At 35.2% G+C, this 23,867-nt stretch carries 27 protein-coding genes; 13 read left to right on the top strand and 14 right to left on the bottom strand.

Annotated features, from left to right (window positions below; translation table 11 throughout):
- The first annotated feature begins 5 nt into the window (after window positions 1-5).
- On the top strand, window positions 6-1,967 hold the full coding sequence (locus tag M948_RS0122080; protein WP_021291755.1) for an EAL domain-containing protein: 1,962 nt from the start codon (window positions 6-8) through the stop codon (window positions 1,965-1,967).
- Between the two features lie 46 nt (window positions 1,968-2,013).
- On the opposite strand, the gene M948_RS42945 is transcribed toward M948_RS0122080, so the two are convergent.
- The 4 genes from M948_RS42945 to lepB all read right to left on the bottom strand — a co-directional run bounded on the left by M948_RS42945 (window position 2,014) and on the right by lepB (window position 5,439).
- Window positions 2,014-2,139 (bottom strand): YjcZ family sporulation protein, encoded by a 126-nt coding sequence (locus tag M948_RS42945; protein WP_021291754.1) that lies wholly within the window; start codon window positions 2,137-2,139, stop codon window positions 2,014-2,016.
- Window positions 2,140-2,234: 95 nt separating this feature from the next.
- Window positions 2,235-3,377, bottom strand: coding sequence for a S1C family serine protease (locus M948_RS37865; protein ID WP_021291753.1), 1,143 nt, complete (start codon window positions 3,375-3,377; stop codon window positions 2,235-2,237).
- A 25-nt stretch (window positions 3,378-3,402) separates the two neighbouring features.
- Window positions 3,403-4,563, bottom strand: a complete 1,161-nt coding sequence (locus M948_RS37860; RefSeq protein WP_021291752.1) for a zinc-ribbon domain-containing protein — start codon at window positions 4,561-4,563, stop codon at window positions 3,403-3,405.
- Window positions 4,564-4,914: 351 nt separating this feature from the next.
- Window positions 4,915-5,439 carry a signal peptidase I gene (lepB, locus tag M948_RS37855; RefSeq protein WP_021291751.1) on the bottom strand — a complete coding sequence of 175 codons (525 nt, stop codon included), beginning with the start codon at window positions 5,437-5,439 and terminating at the stop codon, window positions 4,915-4,917.
- Between the two features lie 178 nt (window positions 5,440-5,617).
- Between lepB and M948_RS37850 the strand changes: the two genes are divergently transcribed.
- Window positions 5,618-5,797, top strand: coding sequence for an aspartyl-phosphate phosphatase Spo0E family protein (locus tag M948_RS37850; protein WP_021291750.1), 180 nt, complete (start codon window positions 5,618-5,620; stop codon window positions 5,795-5,797).
- A 9-nt stretch (window positions 5,798-5,806) separates the two neighbouring features.
- Here the strand turns inward: M948_RS37850 and M948_RS37845 are convergent, their stop codons facing one another.
- On the bottom strand, window positions 5,807-6,970 hold the full coding sequence (locus M948_RS37845) for an aminotransferase A (RefSeq protein WP_021291749.1): 1,164 nt from the start codon (window positions 6,968-6,970) through the stop codon (window positions 5,807-5,809).
- A 117-nt stretch (window positions 6,971-7,087) separates the two neighbouring features.
- Between M948_RS37845 and M948_RS42940 the strand changes: the two genes are divergently transcribed.
- The gene (locus tag M948_RS42940) at window positions 7,088-7,243 is read left to right on the top strand and encodes an FbpB family small basic protein (protein ID WP_021291748.1); all 156 of its coding nucleotides are present in this window, start codon (window positions 7,088-7,090) and stop codon (window positions 7,241-7,243) included.
- A gap of 44 nt (window positions 7,244-7,287) precedes the next feature.
- Here the strand turns inward: M948_RS42940 and M948_RS37840 are convergent, their stop codons facing one another.
- Window positions 7,288-8,190 (bottom strand): DMT family transporter, encoded by a 903-nt coding sequence (locus M948_RS37840; RefSeq protein WP_021291747.1) that lies wholly within the window; start codon window positions 8,188-8,190, stop codon window positions 7,288-7,290.
- A gap of 142 nt (window positions 8,191-8,332) precedes the next feature.
- On the opposite strand from M948_RS37840, the gene M948_RS37835 reads away from it, so the two are divergent.
- Entirely contained in the window at window positions 8,333-8,665 is a 333-nt protein-coding gene (locus M948_RS37835; protein WP_021291746.1) for a hypothetical protein, read from the top strand.
- A 63-nt stretch (window positions 8,666-8,728) separates the two neighbouring features.
- Here M948_RS37835 and M948_RS37830 read toward each other — a convergent pair whose 3' ends face one another.
- The 6 genes from M948_RS37830 to M948_RS37805 all read right to left on the bottom strand — a co-directional run bounded on the left by M948_RS37830 (window position 8,729) and on the right by M948_RS37805 (window position 12,565).
- Complete coding sequence (locus tag M948_RS37830; protein WP_021291745.1) at window positions 8,729-8,935, bottom strand: hypothetical protein; 207 nt, start codon at window positions 8,933-8,935, stop codon at window positions 8,729-8,731.
- A gap of 73 nt (window positions 8,936-9,008) precedes the next feature.
- Window positions 9,009-9,473 carry a YkyB family protein gene (locus tag M948_RS37825; protein ID WP_021291744.1) on the bottom strand — a complete coding sequence of 155 codons (465 nt, stop codon included), beginning with the start codon at window positions 9,471-9,473 and terminating at the stop codon, window positions 9,009-9,011.
- A 121-nt stretch (window positions 9,474-9,594) separates the two neighbouring features.
- Window positions 9,595-10,170 carry an SCO family protein gene (locus M948_RS37820; RefSeq protein ID WP_021291743.1) on the bottom strand — a complete coding sequence of 192 codons (576 nt, stop codon included), beginning with the start codon at window positions 10,168-10,170 and terminating at the stop codon, window positions 9,595-9,597.
- Between the two features lie 102 nt (window positions 10,171-10,272).
- Window positions 10,273-11,127: a metallophosphoesterase gene (locus tag M948_RS37815; RefSeq protein ID WP_031335615.1), complete on the bottom strand. Its 855-nt coding sequence runs from the start codon at window positions 11,125-11,127 to the stop codon at window positions 10,273-10,275.
- Window positions 11,128-11,332: 205 nt separating this feature from the next.
- Window positions 11,333-12,250, bottom strand: coding sequence for a cation diffusion facilitator family transporter (locus tag M948_RS37810; RefSeq protein WP_021291741.1), 918 nt, complete (start codon window positions 12,248-12,250; stop codon window positions 11,333-11,335).
- Between the two features lie 12 nt (window positions 12,251-12,262).
- The gene (locus M948_RS37805) at window positions 12,263-12,565 is read right to left on the bottom strand and encodes an ArsR/SmtB family transcription factor (protein ID WP_021291740.1); all 303 of its coding nucleotides are present in this window, start codon (window positions 12,563-12,565) and stop codon (window positions 12,263-12,265) included.
- Window positions 12,566-12,775: 210 nt separating this feature from the next.
- On the opposite strand from M948_RS37805, the gene cbpB reads away from it, so the two are divergent.
- The 8 genes from cbpB to M948_RS37765 all read left to right on the top strand — a co-directional run bounded on the left by cbpB (window position 12,776) and on the right by M948_RS37765 (window position 20,628).
- A complete protein-coding gene (gene cbpB / locus M948_RS37800; RefSeq protein ID WP_021291739.1) occupies window positions 12,776-13,216 on the top strand; it encodes a cyclic-di-AMP-binding protein CbpB in 441 nt (146 codons plus the stop codon).
- A gap of 151 nt (window positions 13,217-13,367) precedes the next feature.
- Complete coding sequence (dapD, locus tag M948_RS37795) at window positions 13,368-14,087, top strand: 2,3,4,5-tetrahydropyridine-2,6-dicarboxylate N-acetyltransferase (protein ID WP_021291738.1); 720 nt, start codon at window positions 13,368-13,370, stop codon at window positions 14,085-14,087.
- Window positions 14,088-14,103: 16 nt separating this feature from the next.
- Entirely contained in the window at window positions 14,104-15,216 is a 1,113-nt protein-coding gene (locus M948_RS37790; RefSeq protein WP_021291737.1) for an N-acetyldiaminopimelate deacetylase, read from the top strand.
- A 72-nt stretch (window positions 15,217-15,288) separates the two neighbouring features.
- The gene (locus M948_RS37785; protein WP_021291736.1) at window positions 15,289-15,531 is read left to right on the top strand and encodes a YkuS family protein; all 243 of its coding nucleotides are present in this window, start codon (window positions 15,289-15,291) and stop codon (window positions 15,529-15,531) included.
- A 96-nt stretch (window positions 15,532-15,627) separates the two neighbouring features.
- Complete coding sequence (locus M948_RS37780) at window positions 15,628-16,074, top strand: TlpA family protein disulfide reductase (protein WP_021291735.1); 447 nt, start codon at window positions 15,628-15,630, stop codon at window positions 16,072-16,074.
- Between the two features lie 179 nt (window positions 16,075-16,253).
- Window positions 16,254-18,005 carry an ABC transporter ATP-binding protein gene (locus M948_RS37775; RefSeq protein ID WP_021291734.1) on the top strand — a complete coding sequence of 584 codons (1,752 nt, stop codon included), beginning with the start codon at window positions 16,254-16,256 and terminating at the stop codon, window positions 18,003-18,005.
- A gap of 15 nt (window positions 18,006-18,020) precedes the next feature.
- Window positions 18,021-19,859 carry an ABC transporter ATP-binding protein gene (locus M948_RS37770; RefSeq protein WP_021291733.1) on the top strand — a complete coding sequence of 613 codons (1,839 nt, stop codon included), beginning with the start codon at window positions 18,021-18,023 and terminating at the stop codon, window positions 19,857-19,859.
- Window positions 19,860-19,962: 103 nt separating this feature from the next.
- Window positions 19,963-20,628 carry a potassium channel family protein gene (locus M948_RS37765; RefSeq protein WP_021291732.1) on the top strand — a complete coding sequence of 222 codons (666 nt, stop codon included), beginning with the start codon at window positions 19,963-19,965 and terminating at the stop codon, window positions 20,626-20,628.
- A 35-nt stretch (window positions 20,629-20,663) separates the two neighbouring features.
- Here the strand turns inward: M948_RS37765 and rnjA are convergent, their stop codons facing one another.
- Both rnjA and M948_RS37755 read right to left on the bottom strand, forming a co-directional pair.
- Entirely contained in the window at window positions 20,664-22,331 is a 1,668-nt protein-coding gene (rnjA, locus tag M948_RS37760) for a ribonuclease J1 (protein ID WP_021291731.1), read from the bottom strand.
- A 3-nt stretch (window positions 22,332-22,334) separates the two neighbouring features.
- Window positions 22,335-22,544, bottom strand: coding sequence for a DNA-dependent RNA polymerase subunit epsilon (locus tag M948_RS37755; RefSeq protein WP_021291730.1), 210 nt, complete (start codon window positions 22,542-22,544; stop codon window positions 22,335-22,337).
- A gap of 507 nt (window positions 22,545-23,051) precedes the next feature.
- Here M948_RS37755 and M948_RS37750 point away from each other — a divergent pair.
- Entirely contained in the window at window positions 23,052-23,825 is a 774-nt protein-coding gene (locus M948_RS37750) for a Cof-type HAD-IIB family hydrolase (protein WP_021291729.1), read from the top strand.
- The last annotated feature ends 42 nt before the right edge of the window (window positions 23,826-23,867 follow it).

Here is a 23,867-nt window from a genome sequence, read left to right as displayed (position 1 = left end):
TGTTTATGAAGGAGCAAAATCAACTTTTGCCAATTCCTCATCGTATTCTAGAGAATCTAAAAGAACCTATCCTCATAACAGACAAGAGTGGAACATTCATAGCTGGAAATGCTGCTGCTTATTCAACCCTTGAAATTGAATGCGCTGAGCCTGGTAATATTAAGCAATATTTGGCTATTAGTATGCAAGAAATATCAAAAGAGTTTCATCAACTGGTTGAACTACAACGAAATGCGAATACGCTCATTGAAGTGAAAGTAATCGAAGCCAAGTATAATTATTTTTGTTTTTTATTAAATAATTTAACGATAAACGGCGCACTTCAGGAGCTTAAATATTCGTTTAGTAATGGAATTAACCATGACTTAGAAGGAATTATTCTGTATGAAGTGAATAATGGAACAATTATTGACTATGATTCCCCATTTGCCTCCATGTTCCATTATGCACCACAAGAATTATTAGGAATGAATATCCGATCTATCTTTCATAAAGATAGCGTTCATCTACTGTATGACCACGTGCATAAACATCCTGAGAAACCTTTTCTATTAACCGGATTAAAGAAGGGAGGGGCTCCTTTTTATGTGGAAGCATACGGACATCCTTGCGAATATCAAGGAAGAATTATTCGGATATGTTTAATTAAAGATATAACAAATCAAGAATTAAATAAAAAACGAGTAGAGTACTTATCCTATTTTGATGCACAGACAGACTTACCAAATCGGAATTATTTATTCCAGGTTTTAAAACATACGATTGCGCATGCAAAAGAGCAAGAAAAAGGAATAGCCATTCTTTCGATCAATATGAACTATGATAAAGAGCGGTATCATACATTAGGCTACGCTTTTGATCAGAAATTTACTAGAACTTGTGCAGATCGATTAACAGCATACGTACAGGAGCATACATTTATAGCGTACATCAATGAAAAAGATTTCGTTCTTCTTCATTCCGGATTGAACAATAGACGAGAGATGGAGGTTTATGTAGAAAAATTAATAAATCATTTGAAGACGCCCGCTTATATAGATAATCAAGAAGTAAATGTAAACGTTCATATTGGTATTAGCGTTTTTCCTGAACATGGGGAGCAGGAAAATGACCTACTCAAACATGCTGATTCTGCAATGTATATAAGTAGAAGCACTTATTTTTCAGAATATACGTTTTTTCAACCTGCATTCCATCTTCACTTTAAATCAATCCTTACATTGGAGCATCAATTAAAGAGAGCAATGCAAACAAATCAGTTACAACTATATTATCAGCCACAAACAGCATTTATGAACAATCAAGTCATTGGGATGGAGGCATTGCTTCGCTGGAAACATCCAAAAAGAGGTATGATCTTACCATTAGAGTTTATAGCAATTGCAGAAAGAAGCGGACTTATCATTGATATTGGAGATTGGGTAATCTATGAGGCTTGTCGACAAAATAAGCATTGGCAAGATAAGGGATTTAATCCTATCGTTATGAGCGTTAATCTGTCTCCAATTCAATTTTATCAACGTAATTTCGTAACGAAGGTGAGACGTATTTTAACGGAAAACAATTTAAATCCATGCTACTTAGAACTGGAAATAACAGAAACAATGGCTATGCAAAATGAGGAAGTTAGCTTACAAATTATCGAGGAGTTAAGAAACTTAGGGGTTTCAATCTCAATTGATGATTTTGGTACAGGCTATTCGTCTTTAAAATCATTATGTTTATACCCGATCACTAAACTTAAAATTGATAAAATGTTTATGAGGAATGAATATAAAGGGAATCAGATGATCGTTCGTTCGATCATAAAGCTGTCGCATTCTTTAGATATGAAGGTAATTGCTGAGGGAGTGGAGACGAAAGAACAGTTTACGTTTTTACAAAAAGAAGAATGTGATGCATTTCAAGGTTTTTATATCAGTGCACCATTACCCCCGGAAGAACTGACAGGGTATTTTATAAAGTAAACAACAGCTTGTGCCGACAAGATGGCACAAGCTGTTATTGTTTTTATTAGCAATAAAATGCAGCACCTACAATGATCAATAAAATAAAAAGCACTACGATTAATGCAAAGTTACTACCATATCCGCCGCCGTTGCTAGGATATCCGCAGCCTCCGCCGTATCCGTATCCCATTATTTCACCTCCTGATCTTACAGTTATACTATATGCAGACGCGGAGAAATGGTTTGGACGTTTTGCCTAATTTTTTTCTGTTGATTATTTATATTTCATTCACTCAATTCTTCCGTCGATATATTAGAGATCTTTAATTGGTCATTTTCATATTTCGTAGTAAATATGAATTTTTGCTGTGATTCGGTGAATTCCTCTTCACTTTTTGACCTTGTTTCAATGGTTACTGGGACTTGAATTTTTATAATACCATCATCAGATATGGAGCTCTCTAGCTTATCAAAACTTAAATTAATCACATCAATATACCCATCTCTGAAATCTTGATATGAAGTTTTGGATTGCATGTCACTATCTAATAAAGTGTAAGCATTAATATAATCTCTAATTTCAATACTTTCTAGAAAGTAATTAATAAGGTATTCGGCATCTTCTTTTAGCTGTTCCGGTTCTTTTGTGTTTATAATATCGGATGTACTAGCAAAATCTAATTTATCCGTTTGTGCCTCATTAGACCATTTTTCAATTTGATCAATTACCTCTGTAATAGGGATACTAAATCCAATAGTTCCATCTTTTGTTCCAACAGAATTTATCCCGACTACGTGACCTGTTTCTCGATCAATTAGTGGGCCTCCGCTATTACCATGTGAAATTTGAGCGGAGATTTGATATACATTCGAATAATTAAAACCATCTACATTAAAGTTTCGTTCCGAACCAGAGATAATTCCTAATGTCACTGTATTTTGAAAGCCGTGTGGGCTGCCTAATGCGATGACTTCATCTCCAATCTCTGAAGTTACCTCTTTTTCTATTTCCATAGATTGTCCGGCCAGTTGTGGAACACGAATCACAGCTATATCCGTTTCTTCTCCAATACCGACAACCGCAGCGGGATATATTTGTGCATCGGCAGTTCGGACATAAAGAATGTCAGCATCTTTAATTACATGGGCATTGGTAATAATATCTCCTTTGGAATTGTATAAAAAACCAGAACCCGTAACAGTACTTTCACTATTTTGCCCTTCGATTTGTATCACGTTCTTTTCAGCTTCGTGTATGATCGATTTTAAATCAAGCTCTTCACTACTCGATGTTACTTTGTTAATAAGAGGGTTGCTAATGGACATATCTTCAGCATCCCATTGTTGATAAATATATATGAGTACAGCTATTCCAATGATTAAAAGTAGTGAAGAAAGTATTAAAACTGGTGATTTTCTTATACGCATGTGCTCACCCCATTCATGTCTGCGATTAGTCGGTATACCAGGTTATTTTCTTAACTTTAGGTTGAACATTTTTTCCTTTGTGCTCAATATCGAAATGGGTAAATTCAAATTTTCCTTTTTCCTCTGGGTATAATTCATCTGGATAAACATACACTTCATTCGTTGTTAATTCATTTCCATTTTCGGTTAAAAGTGCATACTCAATCATAATGGAATTGATGGGAATAGTTGCTACACTTTGAACTTCACCTTTTACTACAAGGTTTCCTTGTTCATCGTCCGTAATATCAATAGATAACATCTCTATGGCATCTGTTTCATTCACTTGTTTTTCCTTTGTGGCTGAAGTCATCGCTTGTTCAATCCTCTTCTGTTGGGCAGTTTCGAAGGCTACTTTTTCTTTATCGATTGTAGTCTGTAAGCTGAGCAATTTCTCCGAATCGGGTGCGTATTTTAACCCATCTTCAACAATTAACTGCGCATCCGTAAATTGTTTATTATTCAACTGTTCATTCGCTTTTGTGGATGTATAGTCAATAATTTGATTACGAATATTTTTTGTAATAGGTTCAGCTTTCTCTGAATCAATGGAAGCAACATCCCATAATAGAACTTTTAATTTATCGATGTTAGGGTTTTTGGCTAATGACTGTTGGACCTGTTGTAATTTGATTGCGTTACGTTGTTGTGTAATTGTTTCGATCAGGTTGTTTACAGCGCTACCGTTAAAATCATTAAGCTTGCTTTCCGATTGATTAATAACCGATAGAGCTTCTTGGTAGTTTCCTTCTTCACTTAGTTTGGTTGCTTGTTCTAATGATGACCGAATTTCAATGGCAATATCCATGAACTCTAAAGAGAAGTGTGCCTGTTGAAAATTCGCTTTGTGGTTTATGGCTTGTTGGAACAACTCTTTTGCTTCTTTGTATTCTTGATCTAGAACCTTTTCTTCTCCTTCATTGTATAGTTCTTTTGCTTTGGCAGAATTTATTTCTAATGTTACGTATAATATAATAGAAGAAAGTATGATACCGGCAGTAATAAAAAGCGGAAACTTCCAATTTCTATTTATCCATTTTTTATTTGTTATTCGATTATATCTGTCTTCTGGCAGAAGCTTTCCGCATTTTATACAGTAATTTTCATCCTCTTTTATCGATGTACCACAATATGGACAATGAAGCATAATAATCACCTGCAATCAAATATGTAATATCCATCAATCATTTTATCATAATTTGTCTTTTATTAGGGTAAGGAAATTGGTATGATATACTGGAAGTAAACTTATAATAAGCAGAGTTTTGAAGTACATATATCTTTCGTTGGGGAGGTGCTCGTATGGAAATGGCTTTAGGTATTGTTTGTTTAGGAATTTTAGTACTAAATATTGGATACTGTATTTACGATGGTGAAAAATAAAACTTCCTATACGGCAAAAAGGGACTAGAGTGATTACAACACCAAAAGTAGATGAAAATACCTTTTGAGTAGTTGGAAACATCCAGTCCCTTTTGTTATTTTCGTTGTTTTTCCATTATCTTGTTAACGACCATTGATCAAATGGAAATATGATAAATTCAGAACGTCCGATAATATCATTTTCATCGATCAAGCCGAGCCCGTTTCTGCTATCTTTACTAATTGCTCGATTATCACCCATTACAAAATAACTGTCTTCTGGTATTTTGGTAGGACCATAATTACCTGTTTGACGCTGGGCGTCCTCATCTAGAAATGTTTGTTCATATTTATTACCATTAATATACAAACTGCTCCCATTAATTTCAATTGTCTCTCCAGGCAGCCCGATAATACGTTTAACGTAATTTTTTGATGGTCTTTCAATAATAACAATGTCTCCACGTTCTGGTTCATCGAGGATGTAAATAATTTTATTAAATATCACTCTTTCTCCATTTTGAAGGGTAGGATCCATGCTTTCACCTTCAACAATCGAAGTTGCAAATATAAACGTTCTTAGAAAGAATGCAATTAAAATTGCAATAATGATTGCTTTTACCCATTCCAACCATTCACTTTTCTTTTTTGATTCTGTCACAGAAGACATCCTTTCCTAAAAAACATCTAATATAATAGTAGCATAGTAACGGGAAGGAATCGAGTTAAAAACCACCTCTATCATAGAGAGGTGTTATATATCAAGAAAAACTTGTCATATTCTGTAATACTATGCTACAGTATAATAAATTAAAGGAGGAGGTATCACTACAATCATAATGAATAAAACAGACCATCTTCTTAAACGCATTGAATTTTTACGTAATAAAATGACAGAGGTTGCATTGGAAAAAGGATTTACTAATTTTGAGTCCGTAGCAATTAGTCAAGAATTGGACAGGCTATTAAATCTTTATGAAAGTATAAAACATTTGGAAAAGCACGAAAAGATCGAATAACCAGTAGTATTATCTTAGATCATTCTTCTTTAAGAATTCTTCTAGTCGGTCAAGGCCACACGCAAGCATGCTATGTTCATATGCGTAGGATAAACGCATGTAACCTTCTCCTAAATGAGAAAAACTCTCTCCTGGTACCAACGCAATTTTCCCTTTTTTAACTAATTCAAGTCCAAGTTCAAAAGAACTTATTTTCTTTATCGGAAACTTAGGAAAGAAATAAAACGCTCCCTCTGGTTTCGTTACTTCTAATCCCATATTCAATAACCGATTATATACATAGTCTCGTCGTTCTTCATAGGATACGCTCATTTTTTTGGTATCTAATAAACCATTAGTCAAGGCTTCTAATGCAGCATATTGGCTTATAGATGAAGCACAGGAGACATTGTATTGATGTACCTTTAACATATGTTGGCTGATCCATTTAGGCGCAAGTACATAACCAATACGAAAACCTGTCATTGAATGTGATTTTGAAACACCGTTAATAACAATTGTCTTATCTTTTACCTCTGAAAAACGAGCAATTGATATGTGTTGATGGTCATAAACAAGTTCACTATAAATCTCATCTGCCAAGATAAATATCTGTTTATCCTTTAAAACAGATACCAAATCTTGTAATTCTTTTTTGGTAAAAGATGCCCCTGTAGGATTGGAAGGATAAGGTAGTACGACACACTTGGTGTTTTCATTGATATGTCGTTCTAATGTTTCCTTTGTTAATTTCAGTTGTGTTTTTGTAGTATCCATATATATTGGATGGGCACCTGCTAAGCGAATTAAGGGTTCATATCCTGGATAAATAGGACCAGGAAGTAATACTTCGTCACCAGGGCTTAAAATCGTACGGAATGCTATATCTATGGCTTGGGATGCACCTGTAGTAACGATGACTTCAGATTCTGGATGGTAAGCAATACCATAGTTTTGTTCATTAAATTTAGAAATAGCGTTACGTAATTCTATTATTCCGGCATTGTGAGTGTAAGTAGTCTTATTATCCATTAATGCTTTTGAGGCTGCTTGTTTTACATGTTCAGGTGTATGAAAATCTGGCTGCCCAATTGTTAATGAAATAACATCTTGTTCGTCAGAGACCATATTAAAAAATCGGCGAATTCCGGATATTTGTATTTCTTGTACATTTTTATTCAATAAGTGCTGCATTTCATAACCTCCAGGGATAAATTAATTAAATTGTTAAAAAATATTTAAAAATTTGTGATCTCGTATACATAAAAAATGGGTATACTAGGAATGTAAGTTATAAAAGGAGTGTATCATATGCGGCCAAAAACGTTAAACTTTGAACAATTAGTTGCTCGTAATAAGCGAGAATTACTCGAAGATGAAATTAAAATTTCACAAATAGAGAAGCGTTTAGAAAATAAACAAGCTGAGATTGTTAATAAGAAAAGAAACAAAAAGATAAACATGTAGACGAAAACGAGAGGAAGATAAATACTTTCTCTCGTTTTATTATTTTAACTAATTTGACGGGAAGATGTGTAAGGTTTTTCGGCAATTACTTGAATAAATAAAACTGCTCCGATAATACAGATCATTCCAAGCATTTGAAGTAGCGTAAATACCTCTTGAAAAAGAAAGATACCGATTAAAGTAGCTACGACTGGTTCAACGGTTGATAATATGGATGCTTTCGAAGCCTCTGTTCTATTCAGTCCGTAGGTATAAATGATATATGCAAAAGCAGTAGGGAGGAATCCCAATCCAAATGCATAGAAAAGAACGGCTGGGTTACTGAGTAATTCCCCTTTTTGAACAAAAGGAAAGAAAGGGGAAAGTGTAACTGCTGCAGTAATAAATGTAAATGTCGTAATACTTAAGCTGGAATATTTTTTTAGTGCAAACTTACTAAAAATACTATATAAAGAATAACCAAGCCCAGAGCCGAGTCCAAACAGAATGGCATTGTAGGAAACAGCCGTCAAATTCAACGGAATAACACCGACTACAAGACAAGTCCCGATTAATGTAAGTACTAATGCTATCATTTTTCCTTTTGTTAAAGATTCCCCAAAAAAGATAGCAGAGAAGATAGTAACAAAAGCTGGAGCAGTATAGAGTAAAGCTGTTGCTACAGGAATAGTGCTTAACTCCATAGCTGTAAATAAACAAAAATTAAAAAAAGCAATACTAAAAATCCCTGTACCTATGAAATAACGAATATCTTTTAAAGATGCGAGCTTTAACTTATTGCGAGCAAAACAGAGTAGAAAGATAACTAATAGTATTGCCGTCGTCCAAACACGTAATATGACAACTTCCATGGGAGTGAAACCGTACGTATACAAGTTTTTTACATACCAGCTAATGGTTCCCCATAATCCTGCGCCGAGAATGATGTAGAAGTAGGCAGGTTTCAATTAATAACCACCTTTCTATTTATATGTTTAGGCTATTATATCAAATCAAATTTGGTAAAGGGACAACTATTCTTCTGAAGTATAAAAAAATATAACATCGACTAAACTGCTACCAAAGATACATGAAAGAGGTGAATGCAATATGATGCTTACTGGTCTACAGATGGATGGACTTGTACAAGCAGGTGCAGAGAAATATTGGTATATTTTGTTTTTAGTAATTGGTACTTGGATTGTTTATCGTTTCATTCGATCTTATATTCGTTGGTCTATACGCAGACGGTCTATGACGTTGTTATCCTATATTGTGATTTGCTTGTTACTATTTAGCATCTATTTTGGAATCAGTCTCCTAAATGGCGGTTTAAATGATTCCTTTTATTATTCATTTCCATTATTTTTACAAAGCTTAGCTATATTTGGAGTTATCCTAATTTGTATTTCTGGAATTAAACGGTGGTTGCTTAATAGGTGAAATATAATTAAAAAAGAGCCTCTTCAACTATTGATCGAAGTCAATAATTGAAGAGGCTCTTCTTTATGAATTGTCGATTTGATTTTGTAAGTTTTCAAGCCATGAAAAAACTGGATGATGTTGTTGATTAGGAGTTTCGATATCTTCAGGTGCAGTAGACATGACAAACTCTTTTTCGTCATCTGTTAACTTTTCATATTTATCTTTTAATGTATGGGTCTGATCTGCATAACGATGCAATTCATAAACAAAATCTTTTAATTCAGTCATTCCCAATCCTCCTTTTACATACATATAGCCTTATTGGAAATAGGTTAAACATGTAAAGAGGATGATTTTTTAATTAGCTTCGATGTGATTTTGACGGAGGCCATTCCATCTTTCCTAGAGAGGAGGGAGTGAAATAGGTAGAAGCGTAATTTTTTTTAATGGTATTTATATTTTTCTTTGGTTTCCAGTCAATATACCTGTAAATGACTTTCTTGGCTTGGGATAATGACATTTTTGCTTGTGGGTTTCGATAGTTTTCATCTAATGATCCTAGGTGCTCCAATTCTTTAAAGTCGTGTTTGGTTGGAGGGACGTGAAAGTAATAATTAGCAACTTTAACTAAAAGCGTAGAGTGCTGATTACTGTATTTTGGATGCTTAGAAAAATGAAGTCCAACTTTAATAGCTTTCTTTTCGGACAGTAGTCGATGAATTGCTTCTTTCTTAATAAAGTAGAGGTGTTTTGGTTCGGGAGCTGTTTTAGCGTGACGATTAATCGTATAAAGTGCCTTCGCAATGTCTTCTAATTTATCACTCATGTATTCTCCTCCTTTTCATCCTATTATAATAGCTTGTCTTTATCCTATCGCAAAGGCTCTAGTGTTGCAAGAGCCATTCTATAAAAGTAAAAAAGGAGGAAAAGGAACGAACCTTTTGCTCCTACTTAAAGCCTTTAATGGTTTCTACAATTTTTTCCACTTCTGCTGGTTGAATACCAGAGTATTTGTAAATGAAATTGCCTTCTGGTGAAACAAGAAAAAACTGATTACTATGCATTACTTGATCAGAATCTGGGCTATTCTCTAATGGTGCTTTAAAGGATTTGATCGAGAACGCTTTAATTTTGTCAAAATCATAACCAGTCAGGAAGTCCCAATTGTCAAAAGTAGCACCTCTTGATTTTCCAAATTCTTTTAATTTCTGAGGCGTATCATTTTCTGGATCTACACTAAACGATACAAGCCGTACATCATCTAAGCCTTCTTCTTTAAGCTGTGCTTGAAGTTTCGCCATATTTGAAGTCATTGGAGGACAGACTGTTTCACAATTGGTAAAAACAAAATCAGCTACCCAAAACTCTCCATCTAAATCACTTTTCGAGATAGTCTTCCCATCTTGATTTGTAAAAGAAAAATCGTTCACTTCTTCAGAATAATCTCCCTCATATTCGTTTCCGCAGGCAACAAGAAATAATAATACTGTTAATGGTAATAGCAGTTTACAAGAAACTTTCATATGTAAAAACCCCTCCATATGGATGAAATCCCATTTAGTTTAGCATGGGGGAAAAGAAAATACCATGTATAATTTGTTAACGTTTCCCCCTATGCTGCCATTTTAACGCTGCCCCTCAAGTGTATACAAGTGAATTTCTGGTTTACACAAAAATCGGTATGGGAGGCGTGTTGTACCAATACCACTGTTTACATATAAAAGTAATTTGTCTTGACCAATCCAGTATTTTCCTTGAACATACTTTTCTGCATAGGATGGGGTATAAAGATGTCCGATAAATGGGAATCGAACTTGCCCTCCATGGCTATGCCCCGATAATTGCACATCAACAGGATAATGAACGACTGTATCTGCATAGTCTGGTTCATGAGCTAACAAAATGGTGAATAAATCTGGATTCGCCTGATGCAGTGTAGTATCCATGTTTGGTTTTCCAAGCATTACATCATCTATACCTGCAAGAACCATTTTGTTCCCCTTAACGTCGATCGTTGTATGGCTATTTTGCAATAACGTAAAACCAGCGTTTTCCATTACTTCTAACACTACTTCGGTTCCATAGCCGCCATGATCGTGGTTTCCATATATCCAGTATTTTCCATGTGGTGCATGTAGTTTTGCTAATGTTTGGATAATCGTTTCATTCCAATGATAGGTATGGGGCTTATCAACTAAGTCACCAGTAAAAACCAGGAGATCGGGATTTAGCCCATTGATTTTTGAGACTAATTCATTTAGTTGTTCCAGTGTATAGTGAAAACCGATATGTGTATCAGAAAACTGCACGATCTTAAAATTGGTAAATGCTTGAGATAACTTATCGGAAACAATTTTATTCTTATTTATATGAAGAAGCACTGGTTCAATTTCCTTAGCGTAGTAATAAGTTCCACCACTTAACCCTAGTAAAGCTAGTAAGCTGCCAAGTGCTTTTTTTAAAAACGATCTTCTATTCATCATAGTCATACCTTTCGGACTTCAATTAAATCTATAAATTAGTTTATCATAACTTGCTGCAAATAAATGTTTTATCTGCAAAAGTAACAGCTACTAGCTTAGGATATCTAGTAGAAAATAGCAATACATATTTTTATAGATATGACAAAGAAAAGGACAAAAAAACATGCTGCACAAAGCAGCATGTTTTTTATAGAAATTTGTTTTATGGACAAGAATTACAATCTTTCTGAATAGTAGTATGGATTCCTTCCATTTGCAGTGTAGAGTGAGATATATTGAATTGTTTTTTTAAGAGTTGATTTGCATTATTTAATAACTCGTCTCGATTAACCGATTCATCCACGACTAAATGACAGCTTAAAGCTGGGAATTCAGAAGTAATTGACCAAACATGTAGATCGTGCACATCTTTTATTCCTGTTAAGCTCTTTAGGTTACGTTTAATTTCTTTAATATCAACATGACTTGGCTTGCCCTCCATTAATATATGAATCGATTCGCGTGTTACTCGATAACCGGAAACCAATATCAATATAGCTACAATTACACTTGCAATTGGATCTGCAATATTCCAGTCAAAAAGCAAGATAAGAATTCCGGCAATAATAGCACCAACAGAACCTAAGAGATCACCAAGGACATGCAATAATGCACTTTTAATATTCAGGTTTTCTTCTGAATCTCCTCGCATCAGCATCCAAGCAACGATGACATTAACAATTAAGCCTACAATTGCGATAATCATCATATTTGCACTTACATTCGGTGGTTCAATAAAACGATGAAATGCTTCATAAAAGATGTATATGGAAATTACAATTAACGTTATGCCATTAATGAATGCTGCAATTATTTCAAACCTTCGGTAACCATATGTTTTAGAAGATGTAGCTTGACGTTCACCGATTTTAAAAGCTAATAAGCTTAGACCGAGAGCAGCTGCATCACTAAGCATATGCCCAGCATCAGATAATAAGGCAAGGCTATTTGTTACATACCCCCCAATTGCTTCAATAACCATGAAAGCTGTAATGAGGATAAAGCTCCAAAAAAGCACTTTCTTATTACTAGTATGGTGATGATGACCATGTGAATGATCGTGGTGATGCTCGTGTCCCATAAAAAAAACCTCCTAACTAGTATGCTTACTATGTTCAATCGATTGTTCTAATAAATTCATCACATGATAATCATCTGGTGAATAATAGTACATCGTTTTTTCGCGCCGATTTTTCACTAATCGTAACTGTTTTAGATATTTTAATTGATGAGAGATGGTTGATTGATTCATATTCAGATGCCCTGCAATTTCACTGACAGAACATTCTTTATGAAATAGCAAATGCAGTATTTTAATTCGTGTAGGATCTGACAATGCCTTAAATGTCTGGGATATGTGATCAATTAACTTTTCATCAATTGGGTGGTAATCCATATTATCCTCTCCAGTACTATATGATCATATGCTCATATTATAACTAAAAGCTTTGGTTTTTTCAATTCTTTTGTAAACATTTCATCTTTTGTGAGTGAATATGGTAAAATATAGATTGACGTTTGTTCCATCTTACTATTTACCAATAGGAGATAAACAATTCAATTGACGATTAACCTTTTAGAAAGAAAGTGATTAAGGGGTGATGTGATGAGTATGTTGCAAGAAAAACAACTGACGGATCTAACTGTGGGTGATGTGATGATTTCTTCAGAGAAAGTAGCTCATGTACAAGTGAATAATCCATTAGAACATGCTTTACTTGTGTTAGTAAAGTCTGGTTACTCAGCGATTCCTGTTCTTGATTCTTCTTATAAATTATTAGGGACAATAGCAAAAACAAATATCTTAAATCAAATACTTGGACTTGAACGGTTCGAATTCGAAAGGCTATCGGATATAATTGTAGAAGAAGTATTGAATGAAGATATTCCATGCTTAACAAAGAGCGATAGTTTATTAAAGGGATTGCATTCCGTGATTAACCATCCATTTGTTTGTGTAGCCGATGAAGAAGGTTATTTTGATGGGATACTAACAAGAAGAGCTATTTTAAAGCAAGTTAAAAAAGATATATATTCAAAAAAGTAATTGTACCATCCCTGTCCAATGCAGGGGTGTTTTTTAATGGTCATTTTTTGTTTCTCTTTTAATGAATCAAGAAAGGAAATAGATATTAATTGTAAGTATAAAAACGATCTGCTAAATTAAGAGTTAGTACATATATAGGAGGAATACAAACATGAATATGATGGATGCAAATGAAATTATAAATTTTATCTCTAATAGTGAGAAACAGACCCCTGTAAAGGTATATGTGAAAGGTGCAGATTTAAATCAACTGCAACTTGATGAATCTGTGCAATCATTTATTGAATCAAAAAGTGGAGTTATCTTTGGTGAATGGGACAAAGTAAAAGAAGTTCTAAACAATAATCAACAGGTTATTACAGATTATGTAATCGAAAACGATCGCCGTAATTCTGCGATTCCATTATTAGACCTAAAGGGAGTTAATGCGCGAATTGAACCAGGAGCAATTATTCGTGATCAAGTAGAAATAGGCGATGGCTGCGTCATTATGATGGGAGCTATGATCAATATAGGCTCTGTTGTTGGTGAGGGGACAATGATCGATATGAATGCTGTTTTAGGTGGACGAGCAACTGTTGGTAAAAATTGTCATATTGGTGCTGGAACGGTTCTTGCGGGTGTTATTGAACCACCATCTGCCAAACCTGTCGTCGTTGAAGATGATGTAGTGATTGGTGCTAATGTAGTTGTGCTGGAAGGAGTTACGATTGGTAAGGGGTCAATTGTTGCTGCGGGTGCAGTTGTAACAAAAGATGTTGCCCCTAACACACTAGTTGCTGGTACTCCTGCAAAAGTATTAAAAGAAATTGACGATAGTACAAAATCAAAAACGGAGATTAAGCAAGAGCTTCGCAAATTGAATGATTAAATAGGGGACTATTAAAATGTTGAACTTGCAACAAATCAGAAGAGACTTGCATCGAATACCAGAACTTGGTTTTCAAGAAATAAAGACACAACAATACTTGTTAAGCACAATTGACCAGATAAAGACGGACCGTGTTTCTGTTCAACTGTGGAAAACAGGAATTTTAGTGTTTGTTGCTGGTAGAGAGCCTGAAAAAACGATTGGTTTTCGCGCGGATATTGATGGATTACCTATAACCGAAAATACGAATTTGCCATTTTCCTCTGAACATTCTGGAAGAATGCATGCTTGTGGACATGATTTTCATATGACTATTGCGCTTGGTACACTTGAGCAAGTAATTGAACAACCTATAAATGATAATTGCTTATTTGTATTTCAACCTGCAGAAGAGGGACCGGGAGGAGCGCTTCCACTCTTACAATCTAGTGAATTTAACAAATGGCGGCCTGATCTGATATTTGCTTTGCATGTTGCTCCAGAACTTCCGGTTGGAACGGTATCCAGTAAACCTGGATTACTCTTCGCTAATACTAGCGAATTGTTTTTAGACTTTATTGGCAAGGGGGGGCATGCCGCCTACCCGCATCTAACGAAAGACATGACCGTAGCTGCGAGTAGCTTTGTCGTGCAAATGCAGCAGATCGTTTCAAGAAACATAAATCCATTAGAAAGTGCAGTCGTAACCATCGGCAAAATGGAAAGTGGTTTTGTCCAGAATGCGATTTCTGAACATGCACGATTAGAAGGAACCATCCGCACACAACATCCACAGGCGATTCAAACGGTAAAATCACAAATAGAGAAAATCGTACATGGGTTTGAAATAGCTTATGATTGTTCGATTCAAGTGGACTATGGGGCTAATTACTACCAGGTCTATAACGAAACAGCATTCGTGAACCAATTTAAAGATATGATCAAATCTTCAAAGATTACTTACAAGGATGCTGCTGCAGCAATGACAGGGGAAGACTTTGGTTATATGTTAAAAGACATTCCTGGTTTTATGTTTTGGTTAGGTGTAAACGCCTCTTTTGGTTTGCACCATGCCCAGTTAAATCCTGATGAAGCTGCATTAGATGTCGGTGTGGAAGCAGTTATCCGTACAATTCAGTGTTTTTCTTGAAAACATGGTATATCTTTATTTCTACTGTACAACCTAAATGTGTAACTAGTATACATTTAGGAGGCAATAAAGATGGCAAGAATCGGTGTTGAAGAAACCTTAACTGATGTGAAACAAGCATTAACCGAAATGGGACATGAAGTAGTAGATTTGAGGAATGAAGATGACGCTGCTTATTGCGACTGTTGTATTATCTCAGGTCAAGATAAGAATGTTTTAGGTATGACAGAAACCCAGATATCTGGTGCGGTTATTAACGCTAATGGTTTTAACGCAGAAGATGTATGTAATATGGTAAACGACAAATTAGTTTAACCACCTCTACATATCCTGTTCAACGTTCAACGGGAACCATTTCTATAAATAAACATATATAGATATGGAGTTGAATGTCAGGATGGAGGTAGTAATATGCGTTTACGTGATGAGATGCCAGAATTACATGGTGGGACGGATTGGTTGAATAGCAAACCCATTACTAAGAAGGACCTGCTTAATTCGGACCCCACTTTTATACATTTTTGGTCAATCAGTTGTGACTTGTGCAAAAAAGCAATGCCTAATCTGAATCGGATACGGGATACTTATTCAGATCAAATAAAAGTTATTTCCATTCATCACCCACGATCAGAAATGGATAAAGATCGAAGGGAGATTCGACGAACGGCTAGTGACCATGGATTGACGGAACCGATTATTATCGATAATCAGGAACGTCTATCAAAGGCTTTTCGACTTCATTATGTTCCATCTTATTTTTTATTTGATCATTCAGGTATCCTACGATTTGTTCAGAGAGGGAACAGCAATACCAGCTTGCTTGAAAAACGTATCAAACGTATAATAACAAATCCATAAATAAGGTCAATCCTCTTACAACCTAGTTGTAAGAGGATTTTTTGTATAAAAACGTTAGTAAATAAATTAAAATTACCAACTTAAAAAAATTTTAAAAAATTGAGTAAAAACAGTAGAAATTTATTTCGTAACCCGTTATATTAGTTATTACGGAATTCAACTAAAGGGAGGGAAAGCACATGGATACGTTTAAAAAACTAAAACAATTTTTTTGGCCTTACAAAAAATATTTTCTTTTATCGATCTTCTTTTTATTCTTTGTCACCGTTATCACCGTTGTCTACCCAATTATTTTACAGCAGACCATCGATATCGTTGTCTTAGCAGACCGTTACGAGTTAATTCCCTATATTTCAGCTGTCTTTTTACTACTGATGATTATTAAAGGGGTGGCAACATTTTATCATCAGTATTTAGGAGATTTATTTGGTATAACGGCTGTATATAAATTAAGAGATGAATTGTATAATAAGCTTCAAAAGTTATCATTTAAGTATTATGATAATGCAAAAACAGGGGATATCATGTCAAGATTAACAGCTGATGTGGAAGGCTTTCGATTTTTTCTGTCATTTGGATTTTCAGAATTAATACGTATTGTACTCCTGATTGTCGTTAGTCTTAGTGTTATGTTTTATTTTTCTACACCGCTTGCATTGGTAACGATGGCCGCCATGCCATTTTTAGGTGTTGTTGTTTATCAGTTTGACAAACGTGTTCACCCTGCGTTTAGAAAAATCCGCAAATCTTTCGGGAGGTTAAATACCAGAGTACAAGAGAATATAAGTGGAATGAATACAGTTAAATCCTTGTCTAGAGAGGATTTTGAAATTGGGCGATTTTCCAATAGTAATGATAACTACCGACAAAACTACTTAAAAACGTCGTATATCTGGTCTAAATATTTTCCTTTAATGGAGTTTATCGGCAATTTTTGTGCAATAGCATTACTGGCATACGGTGGATACCTAGTTGTTGATGGTCAATTATCAATTGGTGCTTTAGTAGCCTTCTTTAGTTTAGTTTGGTATATTATGGGGCCATTGATGAACTTAGGGTTTGTAGTAAACCAATTTTCACAAGCAAAAGCTTCAGCAGAGAGGCTTTTAGAGATTTTGGAAGCAAAAGAAGATATTACAGAAGAAAATACCGCAATTAATCAAAGAATAGAAGGCAGTGTGACATTTGACCATGTTACGTTAACATATTCAAAGGATGATGATTCTGCGCTTAAAGATATTAGCTTTGACGCGCCTTCAGGAAAAGTAATTGGATTGATAGGTTCTACTGGTTCTGGAAAAACGAGTATCACACAACTAATTACCAGATTTTATGAGCCAGAAAAAGGAGAAGTTCGTATTGATGGTAGGCCGGTATCAGATTACCAACTAAAGACGTTACGAAAAGCAATTGGCTTCGTACTACAGGAACCTTTTTTGTTTTCAACCTCGATAAAGGCTAATATAGCTTACGGTGCTCCGGATGTATCTGAAGAACAGATAATTGATGCAGCAAAACGAGCGCAAGCTCATGACTTTATTATGAAAATGCCGAATGGCTATGAAACAATGCTAGGTGAGAGAGGGATGGGATTATCAGGTGGTCAGAAGCAGCGAATTGCTATCGCAAGAGCAATCTGTATAAATCCAAGCATTTTAGTTTTAGACGATGCAACCTCTGCTGTAGATATGGAGACGGAATTCAAAATTCAACAAGCATTAAAAGAAGTAATGAAGGGGAGAACTTCTTTTATCATTGCACATCGTATTTCTTCTTTAAAACATGCAGATGAAATTCTAGTGTTGGAAGACGGCGAAGTAATTGAACGAGGGACACATGATTTTCTCGTGGAAAATCAAGGAACATATCAGCGAATATATAATATCCAATATCGGGATCGGGAAGAAATTATGAAGCGACAACGTGCTTAAAAAGGGGGGATTGTTATGGCTAAAGGATCCAATGAAGTAGAAAGTAAGCATTTGCAGCGCTTTCATTATACGTTAGATCAAGCGATTGAGAAGCCATTTAATTGGAAACAGATGTGGCGATTATTAGTTTATTTAAAGCCTTATTCCAAAAATTATTTACCTGCTGCAGTAATAGCTATGCTTATATCGACTGCGGTGAGACTAATTGTTCCAATCTTAATTGGTAAGGTAGCAATTGATGTGGCAATTGCTGATAAGGATATAACCATGTTAACCTACCTAGTTATTGGTATCGGGGTATTGTATTTATTAAGTTATGTAGGAAATGTATATCGAATCAAGTGGGTAAATATTTTAGGACAAAACGTGATTTATGATATAAGGCAGCATCTATTTTCTCATATTCAACGATTGTCTCATCGCTTTTTTGATTCAAGATCAGCTGGATCGATCTTGGTCAGGATTATGAATGATATTAATTCTCTTCAAGAGTTATTTACAAACGGTATTATAAACTTACTTATGGATGTGGTCACACTTGTTGGGATTATTGTAATTCTATTTGTATTGAGCCCTAAACTAGCATTAGCCATTATGGTAATCTTACCGTTGATGTTTTATCTAACTACAAAATTGAGACGAATGATTCGACGGTCATGGCAATCGGTGCGCATCCAACAATCTCGTATGAACTCTCATTTAAATGAAGGATTACAGGGGATGCGTATCACGCAATCATTTTCTCAGGAAGCAGAGAATGGTGAATATTTTCATGGGGTAAATACCGATAATTTCAATAGTTGGAAAGATGCTACTAAAAAAAGCGCTATGTTTCGCCCTTTTGTAGAAATGAGTAATGCGATTGGCACAATTATTTTAATAGCTTATGGATCTTATTTAATTTTAGTAGGAGTTGAAAACGGAGGAATTGAAATCGGTGATTTTGTCACTTTCGCCTTTTTTATTGGAATGTTTTGGGACCCTATTTCTAGATTAGGCCAGATGTATAATCAAATGTTAATGGCAATGGCAGCATCTGAACGGATTTTTGAATTTCTCGATGAACGTCCGAATGTGAAAGAGCAAGAGGGGGCTCATGAGTTTATAGATATGATTGGGGATATCGAATTCGATAAAGTCGAATTCTCTTATGACCAAGAACGCATCGCATTACATGAAATTTCGATTCATATTCAAGCTGGTCAAACTATTGCATTAGTTGGACATACGGGAAGTGGGAAGTCTACCATTGCTAACTTAATAAGCCGGTTTTATGATCCTACAAAAGGAACGGTAAAAATAGATGGCTATGATTTAAAACAAGTAACGCTAGCGAGTTTACGTAGCAAAATAAGTGTTGTACTGCAAGACACATTTATATTTTCAGGTACGATTATGGAAAATATTCGTTTTGGAAACCCCAATGCTACGAATGAAGAAGTCATTCAGGCAGCAAAGGTAGTAGGAGCAGATGAGTTTATACAGCGATTGGCAAACGGGTATGAAACAGAAGTAGAAGAAAGAGGGAATATATTATCGGCAGGAGAGAGGCAACTCTTATCATTTGCTAGAGCATTGTTAGCAAATCCGAGCATTCTAATATTAGATGAAGCAACGGCAAGTATTGATACAGAAACAGAAGTGAAAATTCAGGAAGCATTGGGACGGTTACTGAAGGGGAGGACTGCAATTATCATTGCACATCGTCTATCTACTATACGTGAAGCAGACACAATATTTGTTTTAGAGCAGGGGCGTGTTTTAGAAAGTGGAAGTCATGAAGAATTAATGGATAAACGTGAAGAGTATTTCAGTCTTGTGAAGTCACAATTTCAAATGTTGGATGCGATGTAGTAAATAGAAAGGGAGCTTGTAAAGTAAAGCTCCCTTTCTTGCTTTTAACTTTCGTTAAAACTATGGTAAGCTATGGATATAGCTAAGTGATGGAGGAACTAGAATGAAACGAGAATTTGCAGTTATTGGACTAGGGAGATTTGGTGGAAGTATTTGTCGGGAGTTAAGTATGGAGGGAATGGAAGTTCTCGCTATTGATAATAATGAAGATCGAATAAATGAATTTAAGAACATTGCTTCACACGCCGTTATTGCTGATTCGACCGATGAAGCATCTCTTAAAGAATTAGGCATTAAGAATATTGATCATGTGATTGTTGCCATTGGTGATGATATTCAAGCAAGTATTCTTACCACGGTTATATTAACAGATCTTGGCATTAAAAAGATTACGGTAAAGGCACAAAATGATTACCATGAAAAGATACTTAATAAAATTGGGGCGAATCAAGTAGTTCATCCTGAACGAGATATGGGGAAACGCATTGCGCATAATATCATTTCCAATAATATTTTAGATTACTTAGAATTATCAGACGATCATAGTATCGTTGAAGTTAAAGTCGGAAATAAAATGCTTGGGAGAACGCTTGCAGATTTAGATATTCGTGCTAATTATGGTTGTAACGTTGTCGCTGTAAAACAAGGGAAGGATATTAACGTTTCTCCAAGTGCTGATCACAGTTTTTCAGAAGGGGATGTTTTGATTGTAATAGGCGCTGATAAGGACATTTCCAGATTTGAAAAACATTTAGTTATCGAGGATTAAAAAACAGCCAGATGTAAGCCATCTGGCTGTTTTTTTTAAACTTCCATAATGATAGGTAGTACCATCGGTCTCCGTTTTGTTTTTTCATAAAGAAATGGTGCAATTGTGTCTGTAATTTCATTTTTAATTTCTGACCACTGGGACGTTTTGCGTTCCATTACTTTATCTAAATGATTGGAGACAAGTTTTTGTGCTTCGTTAATTAGATCTTCAGATTCCCTCATATAAACAAATCCACGAGAGATGATATCTGGACCTGCAGATATTTTAAATTCTTTCATGTTGATGCTAACAACAACGATTACCAATCCTTCTTCAGATAGAATTCGGCGATCGCGAAGCACAATATTTCCAATATCGCCAATTCCGCTTCCATCTACATAAATAGATCCAGAAGGTATTTTGCCTGCGATAATAGCGGTATCTTTTCCAAGTGCCAGCACATCACCGTTATCCATTATAAATGAATTTGCTGGTTCAACATCACAGGATTCTGCTAATTTCATATGCTCTTTCAGCATACGATATTCACCATGAATCGGCATGAAATGTTTAGGCTTAATTAGTCTTAACATTAATTTTTGTTCTTCTTGGCTACCATGGCCAGAAGTATGAATATTGCTTAATTTTCCATGAATGACATCTGCACCTGCACGATACAATTTATTGATTGTACGACCGACGCTAATTGTATTTCCAGGGATTGGAGAAGAAGAAAATACAACTGTATCACCAGGGATAATTTGGATTTGCCGATGTGTCCCATTTGCAATTCGAGAAAGAGCTGCCATTGGCTCACCTTGTGAACCCGTACAAAGTATGGTTACCTCTTGTGCAGGCAATCGATTGATTTGATTCGCATCGATAAATGTGTTTTTAGGAGCCTGAATATAACCTAACTCTTGTCCAAGGTTGATAGCTGATTCCATACTCCTGCCAAAAACAGCAATCTTTCTATTGTTTTTAACAGCTGCTTCTACAACTTGTTGAAGTCGGTAGATATTCGATGCAAATGTAGCAAAAATTACTCTACCATCTACTCTGCTGAAAATATCCTTTATGTTGCTTCCAACTACTTTCTCAGACATAGTAAAACCTGGAACTTCACTATTGGTACTGTCTGATAATAAACAGAGGACACCTTCATTGCCGATTTCTGCCATTTTAGATAAATTAGCAGGTTCACCAACAGGAGTAAAATCAAACTTGAAATCACCTGTATGCACTATATTTCCAGGGGGTGTTTTTACAACAATACCATAAGCATCGGGAATACTGTGTGTCGTTAAGAAAAAGCTTACGGAAGTTTTACGGAATTTAATAATATCGTCTTCTTGAATGGTATTTAATTTAGCATTTCTTAATAGACCGTGTTCGTCTAATTTGTTTCGAATTAATCCGATCGCAAGTTTACCAGCATAAATTGGCACATTAATTTCACGCAGAAGATATGGGATTCCCCCAATATGGTCTTCGTGTCCATGAGTGATAAATAATCCTTTGATTTTATCTTGGTTCTGCACGAGATACGTATAATCAGGAATGACATAGTCAATTCCGAGTAATTCATCTTCAGGGAATTTAATTCCTGCATCAATTAAGATGATTTCATCCTGAAATTGCACCCCGTACGTGTTTTTACCGATTTCACCAAGGCCGCCTAACGCAAATACAGCAGCCTGGTCATTCTTTACAAATTTCATTGGTTAGATATTCTCCACAGTAAAATCGTCGGATAGCTTTTCATAGTCTAAATGTGCGTCATTCACTTCTTGGATAAATTCGATATTATACTTGCGTTCGTTTAATTTTGTTCTTACTTGTCTTACGGATTCGCCTTCTACATAAACACTTTTTGTACGTTCACGAACTGGAATTTCATCAGGCAGTTCTTGATATAATACTTTATAAATCATCTCATCTCTCCTTGAATATTCACTCTTATTTTTCTTTCTTAATAACACGATTTTGATTTGCTAAATTATTGATATACCTTCAAACAAGAAATCACGAGTGAAAAGGTATTCCGTCAGTTTCCGATATTCCGCTTTATTCGATTTCCGATATTATGATACCTTTATTGTTGTGATTGGTAATATCAATGGTAGTCTTTCTTACAAGTTGTAGGTACACGTCCTTGGCCTAAAAAGTCTTTCCAGCGTTTCTTGAGCTTTTCTTTTAGGCGTTTCAACATGACGTTACAGCTCCTTTCACATAGTTAAGAAAAGCAAGAAAAACGTTCTACCGATCCAATCCCTCTTATCTATAGTATAGTATGAGTAGAGGAATATTGAAATAAAAATACTTTATTTCTTTAAAAAAATATTTATTATTGCTTCACAGACTTCTTTCTGATACACTGCTATACTTAGTTTTAACAGAGAATGAATTCTTATACATCAAGATATAAAGGAGAGTATATTATGCATAACAAAATCGTATTTTTTGATATTGACGGCACTATTTTAGATCACGATAAGCAAATCCCGCTGTCTACAAAAAAATCAATCCAAAAATTGAAGGAGAATGGTGTTTATGTTGCTATAGCTACTGGCAGAGCGCCATTTATGTTTGAAGATATTCGAAAAGAACTTCAAATCGAATCCTATGTTAGTTTTAATGGTCAATATGTTGTGTTTGAAGGAGAAACAGTTTACGAAAATCCAATTGCTACAGAGGAGTTAACAAATTTATACCGAAAAACGGAACAGATGGAATATCCGATCGTCTTCATGAATAACCAGGAAATGCGTGCTTCTGTCGGAAATCATCCATTTATCACGGAGAGTATGGGTAGTTTGAAATTTGATTACCCAAAAGTTGACCCTGAATTTTATCAATCAAATAAAATACACCAAGCATTGTTGTTCTGTGAAAAAGAGGAAGAAGCACCGTTTGTTCAAAGCCATGATCAACTTCACTTTTTACGCTGGCATGATTACTCATGTGATATTCTACCTAGCGGTGGTTCAAAAGCAGTCGGGGTAGAGAAGTTAATTCAGGCCAGTGGATTAGATATAAAAGATACGTTTGCATTTGGTGATGGACTAAATGATATTGAAATGATAAAAGAAACTGGAACAGGTATTGCAATGGGGAATGCTGTACCGGAATTGAAAAAGGTTGCTGATTTCACAACAGATTCAGTTGATCTTGACGGTATTCAAAAAGGATTAGCGTATTTCCAGTTAGTCTAAAATGGCGCTGAAATATTATGAAACCGAATATTCTAATAGAGG

It is taken from the genome of Virgibacillus sp. CM-4, from assembly GCF_000445495.1.
GTDB lineage: Bacteria > Bacillota > Bacilli > Bacillales > Amphibacillaceae > Virgibacillus > Virgibacillus salexigens.
This window is presented reverse-complemented; position numbering and strand designations above follow the sequence as displayed.